Below are 11189 nucleotides of genomic sequence, written 5' to 3'. Positions count from 1 at the left end.
CGGGCACAAGCTTTTCGTGGACTTCGATCCGGCGGCCATGACTCCGGAGTACGTTCGGGCGGAGGTGGGGGCGGGTCGTGCTGAGGAGCTCTTCGACAGGGAGAGCGCCGACCCGCACTGGGTCGAGTCCTTCACGCAGCGCAAGGACGGCCTGCGCACCGCCCACCACGAGGCCTACAAGGTGTTCGTCGGGGCCACCGGGTCCCTGCACCGCGACCTGTTCGACGCCGTGGGCGGGATGGACAAGGATCTCGTCCTGGGCGGTGACAGCGAGTTCGGCCACCGTGCCGCCCAGCACGGGGCCGTGTTCGTTCCGGACCTGGACACCAGCAGCTGGCACCTGGGGCGCTCGCAGATGCAGACGCAGCGCGAAGCGGGCACCCGCTTCCGGAAGCCGTTCGTGGCCAACCGGGTGCCCGACTTCCACCTGCGCCGCAAACGCCCCGAACGCCAGTGGGACGTCCCCTTGGTGGACGTGGTCCTGGACACGGCCGACCACACGCTGGAGGAGGTCGACACGACCGCCTCCGCGCTCCTGGACGGTTCCACCCCGGACCTGCGCCTGTGGCTGCGCGGCCCCTGGGCCCGGCTCGACGAGGGGCGGCGGCCGCTGCTGGACGAGGACCTGCTCGATCTGCGACTGGTCCACGAGACCTTCCGAGGCGACCCGCGGGTGCGCTTCACCGGCATCGAACCCGGCCCTGACCCGCGGGTGCCGTTCCGCCTGTTCCTGGGAGCGGGGCCGACCCCGACCCCGGACGCGCTCGCCGAACTGGTGCGGACCGCCGACAGCACCGGCGCCGGACTGCTGTGCGCGCCGCTGCCGGGCAGCACGCTCGCTGACGAGGGTGTGCTGCGCCTGGAGCGCACCGCCGCCTACGCCCGCGCCCGCCACCTGGAACCCGACGCGAGTGGCCGGGACCTTGACCGGCTGGTGGAAGAGCTCTTCGGCCTGCACTGGGCCCCCGCCACCGGGGTCATCGAGGAGCCCGCGGAGCTCTCCGGGACACCCGAGGGCGAGGCGACGGAGAGCGTGGCCCAACTGCGCGCCCAGCTCGAACAGGCCACGGCCCGAGGCGAGCGCATGCGCCGACGCGCGGAGCGGGCCGAACGCAAGCTGCGCTGGTTCACCCCGGGGCTGGTCCGCAGGGCGCTGCGCAGGCTGGCGCGGTAGAGCTCCGGTCAAGGGCACGGCAGTGCTGGGACGCCGTAGCAGCGCGCACGGTTGCGGAGGGGGCGGGAGACCCGCCCCCGCGAACCGTCGGTCAGGGCACCCAGAGCCCGAGGCTCTCGGCGACCAGAGCGGGACGCTCCTGGCCCTCGATCTCCACCGTGTGCGCGGTGCTGACCAGGTAACCCTTGGGGGTCTCCTTGACCTCGGTCAGCTCCACGCCGTCGCGTACCCGGGAGCCCACCGTGACGGGCTGGAGGAAGCGCACCTTGTTCAGGCCGTAGTTGATGGACATCTGGGGCTTCTTGGTGAGCGAGAAGATGCTCTGCGAGAAGTGGGCCAGCAGCGACAGCGACAGGAACCCGTGCGCGATGGTGGCGCCGAAGGGGCCCTCAGCGGCTCGCTCCGCGTCGAGGTGGATCCACTGGTGGTCCTCGGTCGCGTCGGCGAACTTGTCGATGCGGCTCTGGTCGATGGTCAGCCAGTCAGTGTGGCCCAGGTGTTCACCCTGGGCGGCGATGACCTCGTTGATGTCGGCGAATACGCGCACCGAGAGCCTCCACGTTCATCGGGGGTTATGGTGCGCGCCACTCTACCTAACGGTGTTCGGTTAGGGGAGTGCAGGGCTGCTCCCTTACGGGGTGGCGGCACCCGGATTCCGCGTCGTCCGCGACTCCAGCACCACGGTCCGAGCCGTGTACCCGGACAGCAGCGAGCGGTCGACGTCGTGCCCGAGGCCCCGCTCCGCCAACGGCACCGGCACGACCCCGTCATGCGCGCGGACCGGAGGGATCACCAGGTCCCGGCCGCGCGTCCCCGCCCCGGGCATCTCCACCGGCAGGGTCGCCCCGGAAAGCGACGCCAGCGCGACCGTCGCGGCCCGGCCCACCCCGGTCAGGGCGGAGGAACCGCACCACACCTGCCAGCCCGCGTCGACCGCTTGATCCACTGCCCTCCGGGCCGCGGTCAGACCGCCCACCCGGGCCGGGTCGACGTTCACCGCCCGGCCCGCCTCGGCCCGGACCGCGTCCCGGAGGTCCTCGATCGAGGAGAGTGGCCGGTGCAGCGCCACCGGCGTGCGCAACTCGGCGTTGAGCCGGGCGTGCGCGGCAAGGTCGTCGGGGGCGAAGGGGTCCTCGATCGCCAGCAGTCCCAGGCTGTCCAACGAACGCAGCGCGTCCAGATGGGCCTCGGACTCGGTGTACCGGCCGCCCGCGTCCACCTGGAGGACCAGGAACGGAAAACTGCCCTGTACGGCCCGGACCACATCGGTGTCCCAGCCCGGCTCGACCTCCAGCCGGATCCTCCGGAACCCCGCACCGACCTGGCGGTTCACCTCGGTGACCACGGACTCCACGGTCACTTGCCTGGGCAGGGACACCCCGGCCGTGAGAGCGGTCCGCTCCCCGCCGAGAGCGTGCGCCAAGGGCGTGGAGCGCTGACGGCTCCACAGGTCCCAGCAGGCGGAGTCGAGGGCACCCACCAGCGCCGGGTCCCAGGGCAGGTCGGCGAAGGCATCGGTCACCTCGGTCGGGCGGCGCCACGAGTGCTCGAGAAGCGCGGGCGCGAAGGTGCGGGAGAGGGCGTCCCACTGGTCGGGGGTGGCCCGGGAGACCTCGCCCCAACCGCTCACCGCGCCGTCCGAGACCCGGACCAGCACCGGAGCCGCCCGGCCCGCACCGCGACCGGCTAGCGACGGCCGGAGCCGCACCAGCTCGAGCTCGACGATCCGGGTCACCGTTACCGCGCCGGTGTGTGTCACTGCAGTCCCATTTCCTGAGGTCGGGGCCTGGTCACAGGCCCCAAAGTCGGAGGGCCCACCATTCGACGGTACCCCCGCCGAGTCGGGCCGACCACCCCGCCCAGCCAACGGGCAGCCTGGTCGGACGGGCTTTGTGACCTTTCGTACGGATACCCGTTCCGCCGATGGCCGACGTCACACGCGCCGAGGCAGCTCGGGCCGCGGGCCGCACACGGCCGAGGGCCCACATGACGGCGGGGCGGAGGGGACGCGAACGCCCTACCTCCACCCCACGTAGCCCTGAGGCCTGCTTCCGCCCGGTAGTTCCCCCGACCCGGCTGCTCCCGCGGCTCAGCCCCGCTGTGTCAGGCCAGCACCTCGAACAGCTCGCGGTGCTTCATCCCGTGCGCCTCGGCGACGGGGGCGTAGACGAGGTCGCCGTCGAAGGTGTTGAGGCCCTCGGCCAGGACCGCGTCGTCCCGCAGGGCCTGCTTCCAGCCCTTCTCCGCCAGGGCCACCGTGTAGTGCAGCGTGTCCTTGGTGAGGGCGTGGGTGGAGGTGTTCGGTACGGCTCCCGGCATGTTGGCGACGCAGTAGAACACGGTGTCGTGGACCGTGAAGGTCGGGTCGTCGTGCGTCGTGGGACGGGAGTCCTCGAAGCAGCCGCCCTGGTCGATCGCGATGTCGACCAGCACGGCGCCCGGCCGCATTCGGGAGACGAGTTCGTTCGTGATGAGCTTGGGTGCCTTGGCGCCGGGGACGAGGACGGCGCCGATCACCATGTCCGACTCCAGGGCGCACAGCTCCAGCTCGAAGGCGTTGGACACCACCGTCTTGACCATGCCCCGGTACAGCTGGTCCACGTGGCGGAGCTTGTTGACGTTGAGGTCGAGCACGGTCACGTCCGCGCCCATGCCCACCGCGATCTGGATGGCGCTCAGACCGGACACACCCGCGCCGATGACGGTGACCCGCGCCGGACGCACGCCGGGTACGCCGCCCATCAGGACGCCGCGACCACCGTTGGGGCGCTGCAGTGTCACCGAACCCACCTGGGGGGCCAGGCGCCCGGCCACCTCCGACATGGGGGCGAGCAGCGGCAGCGAGCCGTCGGGCTGCTGCACCGTCTCGTAGGCGATGCCGGTGACCTTGTGCTCCAGCAGCGCATCCGTGCACTCCCGCGACGCCGCGAGGTGCAGGTACGTGAAGAGGGTCTGGCCCTCGCGCATCCGGTGGTATTCGGCGGGGACGGGCTCCTTGACCTTGAGGATCAGGTCGCCGGTCGCCCACACCTCGTCCGCGGTGTCCAGGATGGTGGCACCGGCCGCCTCGTATTCCTCGTTGGTGATGGAGGAGCCGAGGCCGGCGTCGTGTTCGACGAAGACCTCATGGCCCCGACGGGTCAGTTCGTGGACCCCGGCAGGGGTGATCGCTACCCGGTACTCGTGGTTCTTGATCTCACGGGGCACGCCGATGCGCACGGTTCCTCCAACTGGTATCGCCATCGATACCTCCAACTGTGACCTGCGAAGGCGCGTGAACGCTATCGCCATTGTGCATAGGTATGCGTTGCCATGTTGACAGGCTGTAAGTGCCTTGTGCGGGGTGTGACACGGGGATATCCGTGTGGATCCCCGGTGCCCTACACCGCCTCTCCCGAACCGTTCCCCTTCGGCAAGCCCGCCAGCCACACGCGCTCGACCCGTCCGGTCAGCCGCATCCCCGCGTAGGGGCTCGGGTCCGACTCCGGGACCATCACGGCCTCGTCTTCCGCGAAGGCCACCAGATCGGCGTCGAAGCCCTCCCGGATGCTGCCCCTCCCGCCCAGACGCATGAGCTCGGCCGGGGCACGCGCGGTCCACCGGTTCAGGTCGGCCAGGGACAGGCCCCGCTTCCGGAGCGCCGTCCACAGCGCGGACAGGCTCCACTCCAAGGTGTGCAGCCCGATCGCGGGCCGGTGGCCTGATCCCACGGTCCGGATCGCCGACCAGTCCTCCCGCAGCGCGCTCCACAGGGCCTTCCGGTTGGCGTCGGAACGCAGTGGTGGTCGGCAGGCGTGCACCGGGGACTCCGGACCGGGGAACTCGGCGGGCAGGCACAAGTAGTGGGGGCAGGTGTGCGCGGTCAGTTCGACACCCACCGAACTCGCGGCCGCCAGCAGCGCCGCGCACTCGGCCGCGGTGAAGGGGGCCACGTGGGTACGCACACCCACCACCCGGGCCGCCGCGATCACCCGTTCCAATCCGCGCCGTTCGGCCCGGGGCGGCCGCTGGTCCGCCGTCACCGGCGGGGTGCCCAGCTCCCGTGCGTCCTCGGCGTGCACCAGCAGCAGGGCGTCCAGCGTGGCGATCTCGGCCATCGCCTTGCGCAACCGGGCGTCACCCAAGGCGCCCATGTCCGGGGCGCCCCCGTCCGACAGCGACCCCTGGAAGGCCACCACCCCGCCCGCGTGCAGGTCCGCCAGGTCCAGCGGCCCCGTCCCCTGGGTCACCCCGCCGAGGAAGGCCACGGGGACGGCCGACCTCGCGGCCGCCCGCTGGTGCACTTGGAGGGTGGCGGAGCAGGTGATGGCAGGACGCCCCGGGGCGGGAGAGGCCACCACACAGGTGACGCCGCCGCGCAGCGCCGCCTCGCCCACCAGACGGTAGGACTCGGACAGCTCCTGGCCGGGTGCGTGCACACCGGTATCCAGGTCGATCGCTCCGGGCAGCAGGGCGGTGGTTCCCAGGTCGACGACCTCGCGCGCGGGCAGGTCGGACTCGTATGGGCGCACGGCCTCGATCCGGCCGTCGCGGATCCCCACCGCGGCGGCCCGGACCCCGTCCGGCGCCACCACGCGCCTCGAACGGATGACACTGTCGAACTCGGGCATCGCCCTCCCCCTTCGTCGTGCGCTTGCGGTGCGGCTGAGAGGCGGGTGCCGTCGCGAGGCCGCGCAAGGCGCACGGCAGCGAGGATCGCGGTATCGAGGGGGCGGTTCGCGGCCTCTCCCGGGGACGTCGAGCCTATCGTGAAGGCCCTTCGGAGAAGGGGGAAACGTCACTTTCCCCACCCCCCGGTTCCGGGCGCCCACGACCGCACGCGAAGCCGGTGGGGAAAGGGGGATTGGCGCGGGGCACCCAGTCCGACACCGTGTAGTCAACGGTCTAACCTTGATCGAGGTGTTCCTCCGTGCACGGCCCCTGCCGGATCCCTGCCTGGACAGCAGTGGGGTGGCCACCACGGCCAAGAGCGCTGACCTGCTAGCTGACCGCAATCGACAACGGAGTGTTGTGTGGCTCCTCCCTCTGTGAAGGACACATCCTTGGAACGCCAGGACGAGGCCCCCGGCACGGCCAACGTCCCCCTCTACGCCCTGATCGCCGCGCTCGTGTGCACGACCGCACTGGGCGCCACCCTCATCCTGGGCGGCTCGGTCTTCCCCGAAGTCATCCCAGGTCTGCCAGACGCCGGTGAAGCAGTCCGCTGGGGTATGCCCATCGCGAAGACGGTCATGGACGCCGCCGCGGTCCTGACCATCGGCCTCCTGCTCATGGCGGTCGTGATGCTCGCCTCGGAGAAGGGGCGCCTGACCGAGCAGGCCACCGGTTACGTCCGCGGCGCGACCTGGACCGCCCTCGCCTGGACCCTCGGCACCGTGGCCACCCTCTACTTCCAGGCCTCGGAGTTCCTTGCCAAACCGGCGGGCGAGGCCACGATCGACGAGGTCACCGCCTACGCCGGCTCGGTGTCCGGCGGCATCGCCCTGATGTTCGTCATCCTCATCACGACGGGCATCGCGCTGTTCGGCCGCACGACCACCACCGCCACCGGCGCCCTCTGGCTGCTGGCCGCGGCCCTGGTAGCGGTCACCCCGCCCGCCCTGACCGGGCACTCGGCCTCCTCCGGCTCCCACGAGCTGGCCGTCACCGGGCTGGCCCTGCACCTGGTCTCCATCTGCGTGTGGGTGGGCGGCCTGGCCGTGGTCACCTACCACGCCACCCGCAAGGACGGCCAGGACCCGGCGGTCGCCGCCCACCGCTTCAGCCGCCTGGCCCTGTGGGCCTACGCCGGTGTCGCGATCAGCGGCGCGGCCAGCGCCTTGGCGCGCCTGTACTCCTTGGAAGACCTGTTCGGCACCGAGTACGGACTCATCATCATCGTGAAGGTCGTGCTCTTCGGAGTCCTGGGCGTGTTCGGCTACGCCCACCGCACCCGTGCGCTGGCGCGCATCGACGGGGCCCCGGCGGGTAAGGCCGGCCACACCTTCCGCCGCCGGATCTTCCTGCGCCTGGCCGCGGTCGAGGTCCTCATCATGTCCGCCGTCATCGGGATCTCCGTCGGCCTGGGCCGCACCTCGCCGCCCCCGCCGATGGAGGACACCGTAGACCCGGCCGCCGCCATCCTGGGGTTCCCCATCCCGCCCGAGATGAGCGTGCAGACGATCCTCACCCTCTGGCGGCCGGACCTGTTCTTCATCATGTTCGTCGTGATCGCCGGAGCCCTGTACCTGGGCGGCGTCCACCGGCTGGTCAAGCGGGGAGACAGGTGGCCGGTCGGCCGCACCGTCGCCTTTGTCACGGGTCTGCTGACCATCGTCGCGGTCCAGCTCAGCGGATTCGCGACCTACGCGATGATCATGTTCTCCATGCACATGATCCAGCACATGGTGCTGGCCATGGTCACCCCGATCCTCCTCGTGCTGGGCGCACCGGTGACGCTGGCCCTGCGCGCGCTCCGGCCCGCCGAGAAGCGGGGCGACCGGGGACCGCGCGAGTGGCTCAACGCGTTCCTGAACAGCCGGTTCTCCCATGTCGTGACACACCCCGCGGTGGGCGCCCCGATCTTCGTGTTCAGCCCGTACGCGCTGTACTTCACGCCGCTGTTCCCCATGATGATGAACGACCACCTCGGTCACCTGCTCATGGGCGTGCACTTCCTGGTCTCGGGCTTCCTCTTCTACTGGGTGATCATCGGGATCGACCCGGGTCCCCGGAAGCTCCCGTACCTGCTGCGCATCCTGTTGCTGCTGGTGGTGATGGGCTTCCACGCCTTCTTCGGCATCGCGATCATGGAGCAGGCGGCACCGATGGCCATGCAGTACTACGGCCAGTTCGAGATCCCCTGGATGACCGACCCGGCCATGGACCAGTACGCGGGCGGCGGGGTCGCCTGGGCACTCGGCGAGATCCCGACGGTCATGGTGATGCTCGCGATGGTCGTGCAGTGGTCGCGCGACGACGAACGGCAGGAGCGCCGCAGAGCGCGGCACAGCCGCCGCGGCGGCTCCGACGACGCCGACATGGACGCCTACAACGAGTACCTGGCCGAGCTCGACCGCCGTTCGCGCGGTGTTCGGGCCCCCAGCGCCCAGGAGCAGTCGGGCCCGGCGACCACCACGCTGGAGGCACCGGAGACCGAGAACCAGGAGGCCGAGGGCTCCGAGAACGGGGGCTCGGGGACTGACGGCCCAGGGACCGGTGAGGAGCCCGAAGGCCGGTCCAAGGACTGAACCGGCCGGACAGCCGCAGCCGAACCCGTACGGGGGCGCGCCCGACCGGGCGCGTCCCCGTTGCCCTTTTCTGGGGGCAGAATCGTTCTCCGGACAGCCGAGATCCCTGGACCTCGCGGGAGATCCGGTGTTGGCTCGACGCCATGACACCTTTCCGCTTCGGTATCAACACCGCCAGAATCGACCTCGAATCCTGGGCCGAGGACAGCCGGACCGCGGAGGAGCAGGGCTTCGACGTCCTCTTGGCGCCGGACCACCTGGGATCGGCCTCGCCCTTCGTGCAGCTGGCGGTCTCGGCCGCCGTCACCGACCGGATCCGTCTGGGTACCTACGTGCTCAACAACGAGTTCTGGAACCCCGCCCTGCTCGCGCGCGAGGTGGCCACCCTCGACCGCCTCTCCGGAGGGCGGTTCGAGCTGGGACTCGGCTCCGGGCACATGAAGTCCGAGTTCGAGGACGCGGGGATCCCGTGGCTGCCGCACGCCGACCGCACCGCGAACCTGGAAGCCAGCCTGGAGGAACTCGACCGCCGCCTGACCGAGGGAGGGCAGGAGCCCCAGCCGCTCCAGCGGCCCCGCCCACCGCTGATGATCGGCGGACACGGGCCCAAGACCCTCCGGATGGCGGCCGAACGCGCGGACATCGTCGCCTTCAGCGGCCTGACCCAGGTCCGGGGCGAGAAGATGGGCGTCTTCGGTGTGGCCGGTGCCGAAGAGACCCGCCAGCGCGTCGATCTGGTGCGCGAGGCGGCGGGGGTACGTGCGGACGGGATCGAGTCGAGCGTGCTCGTCCAGACCGTCGTGCTCACCGACGACGCCGAGAAGGCAGCCGCGGAGATCGCGGAGAAGCTCGGGGCTGACAGGCTGCCCCAGGGCGAGTCCCTGCTGGACTGCCCGTATCTGCTGGTCGGCACGGCACAGGAGATGGCGGACACGCTCTTGCGGCGCCGCGAGGAGTACGGGTTCACCCACGTGGTGACCCACGGACCCTTCCGGGACGCCCTCGCCGAGGTGATCCCGCTGGTCCGTGCCGCGGAGGAGAAGGAGCAGGACGCAGGCTAGGTCGAGTGCTCGGATGTAGGGACTCGCAGGAGGGGGTTCTGGCGGGGCGGGGAACGGCCGCGGGTCAGAGCTCGGGGGAGCTGGCTATGACGGCAGCGGCGACCTCCACCGCGGTCTCACAGGCGTCGTCCGCGCTGACCTGTACGAACAGCTCGTGTTCGTCGGAGGTGGCCACGTTGAGGTTGCAGGAGTCGGGGAACTCGGTGGTCAAACCCGGGTAGCCCTCGACGCTCGCGAACTCCTGGCCGTCCTCTCCGGAAAAGGCCGCGGCCACGGTGGTGGCGACCACCGTCTCGTCCGCGTCCTCGAACTCTTCCACCCGCACGTCGACGCTGGAGTCGACCTGGTCGGTGTAGAAGCAGTTGGTATCGGACTGCGGGCTGCCACCACCGTCCTCGGCGAGGATGCCCAGGTCGGCGGCCGTGTCGTCGGGGAGCAGGTCGCAGGGGTGCTCCGCGGTGGGTTCCAGCGGCGCCACCTCGAACTGGCTGATGGAATCGCGGTCGGCGAGTTCGACCTCGCCCGCACAGGCGCCGACCAGTATGACCGAGGCCGTTGTGACGGCCCATCTCCACCCGCGCACCGTTGCTCCGCCCGCTCTTCGTCTTCTGGGTCCGGGACTCCCTATCACGGAGAAGGCGAGGAGCCCCGGCACGAAGCTACAGAGCGGCACGGTGTGCTGTGGAAGATGTGGCCGGATGCGGCCACGGGGGTGGACAAGAGTGCATGGCCCGGTTCCTGACACGCTGTGTGACGTGGTGCGGGCAGCGGCGATCAGGCGAGGAAGGCCGTCACACCCGTCACGATCAGCCCCAGTGCCAGGCAGACGCCCAGCCCGCCGAGCAGCACCGGGGCCGAGGGCTTGATCCGGCTGAGCCCGGGCCGTCCGCTCACCAGGGCCTGACGGCGGGCCAGGACCGGAAGGAGCGCGACGTTCACCGCGTACATCACGGCGGCCACCGTGCTCGCGGAGACGAAGCCCATCCAGAAACCGGCGCCGTCGGACATCACGTTCAGCGAGGCCAGCGCCGGCAACAGCACCAACAGCACCACCGAGGCGGCCCCGAAGACGGTGAAGAGCCGGGGCGAGGCCCCGCGCGCACTCCCGGACACCACGAGGAGAAGACCGACCAGGGCCGCCATCATGATGGCGCCCCCGATTCCGAACACGGCGATGTTGACCAGCGAATTCACGCTGGCAATTGTCGCACCGCCCGCCGGGTGCCCCGACCCGGGGTGCCCTTGGCAGACGCGCTCAGGGAGCGTCGGAAAGCGCGCCGAAGCCCCTGCCGGGGATGCTTCGGTCGGATGAACCTATACGTGGTGCGTGTGCCTGGTGCCTGTGCTCTGGGACCTGGTGCTAGGGGTCCGTGTGGGTGTGGGTGACCCCCCTGTTGGAGGCAAAAACAGGGGTGAGCGTGACTCTAGGACCAGGGCTCACGGACCTTCCCCCGGAGGTGGCGGGGCCCGGGGCCTCGGGGCCGGGTCGGGTTCTGGCCATGCGGGGGTAGAGGCCCGGCGCAAGCGGGTGGGGGTTTGTTGGGGGGTGGACGGTTACGGGTGCGGGGTTGGGGATGGGTCCCCATCCGTATCCGAGACCCCATCGCCATCCCGGTTTCCGGTGCGGCCTCGGTTGCGGCCCGACCACATCCGGCGGTCGGTGCGCACCGCCCACCGGTGCTTGATCTGGTTATGGGTCGCACACAACGGCTGGATGTTAGCGGC

The 11189-nt window shown here is 70.7% G+C and carries 9 protein-coding genes; 3 read left to right on the top strand and 6 right to left on the bottom strand.

Annotation, left to right across the window (positions count from 1 at the left end; translation table 11 throughout):
* Positions 1-1174 (top strand): glycosyltransferase family 2 protein (locus tag ACYVD1_RS33740; RefSeq protein WP_460778540.1); only part of this gene is annotated, 1174 nt, incomplete at its 5' end.
* A gap of 91 nt (positions 1175-1265) precedes the next feature.
* On the opposite strand, the gene ACYVD1_RS33735 is transcribed toward ACYVD1_RS33740, so the two are convergent.
* From ACYVD1_RS33735 to ACYVD1_RS33720, 4 genes are all read right to left on the bottom strand, one after another.
* Positions 1266-1721, bottom strand: coding sequence for a MaoC family dehydratase (locus ACYVD1_RS33735; RefSeq protein WP_460755108.1), 456 nt, complete (start codon positions 1719-1721; stop codon positions 1266-1268).
* An 84-nt stretch (positions 1722-1805) separates the two neighbouring features.
* The gene (locus ACYVD1_RS33730; RefSeq protein ID WP_460778539.1) at positions 1806-2933 is read right to left on the bottom strand and encodes an enolase C-terminal domain-like protein; all 1128 of its coding nucleotides are present in this window, start codon (positions 2931-2933) and stop codon (positions 1806-1808) included.
* Positions 2934-3277: 344 nt separating this feature from the next.
* Positions 3278-4393 (bottom strand): alanine dehydrogenase, encoded by a 1116-nt coding sequence (gene ald / locus ACYVD1_RS33725; RefSeq protein ID WP_460778542.1) that lies wholly within the window; start codon positions 4391-4393, stop codon positions 3278-3280.
* Between the two features lie 161 nt (positions 4394-4554).
* On the bottom strand, positions 4555-5784 hold the full coding sequence (locus tag ACYVD1_RS33720) for an amidohydrolase family protein (protein WP_460778538.1): 1230 nt from the start codon (positions 5782-5784) through the stop codon (positions 4555-4557).
* A 402-nt stretch (positions 5785-6186) separates the two neighbouring features.
* Between ACYVD1_RS33720 and ACYVD1_RS33715 the strand changes: the two genes are divergently transcribed.
* Both ACYVD1_RS33715 and ACYVD1_RS33710 read left to right on the top strand, forming a co-directional pair.
* Positions 6187-8403, top strand: coding sequence for a cytochrome c oxidase assembly protein (locus ACYVD1_RS33715; protein ID WP_460778537.1), 2217 nt, complete (start codon positions 6187-6189; stop codon positions 8401-8403).
* Positions 8404-8546: 143 nt separating this feature from the next.
* A complete protein-coding gene (locus ACYVD1_RS33710; protein WP_460778536.1) occupies positions 8547-9464 on the top strand; it encodes a TIGR03621 family F420-dependent LLM class oxidoreductase in 918 nt (305 codons plus the stop codon).
* Between the two features lie 64 nt (positions 9465-9528).
* Here the strand turns inward: ACYVD1_RS33710 and ACYVD1_RS33705 are convergent, their stop codons facing one another.
* A complete protein-coding gene (locus ACYVD1_RS33705) occupies positions 9529-10047 on the bottom strand; it encodes a DUF3558 family protein (protein ID WP_460778535.1) in 519 nt (172 codons plus the stop codon).
* 191 nt (positions 10048-10238) lie between these two features.
* Positions 10239-10667: a hypothetical protein gene (locus ACYVD1_RS33700; RefSeq protein ID WP_460778541.1), complete on the bottom strand. Its 429-nt coding sequence runs from the start codon at positions 10665-10667 to the stop codon at positions 10239-10241.
* Positions 10668-11189 lie beyond the last annotated feature (522 nt).

This window comes from Nocardiopsis nanhaiensis, from assembly GCF_054778635.1.
The sequence above is the reverse complement of the archived record's forward strand: the minus strand, read 5'-3'. Positions and strand labels throughout refer to the sequence as shown.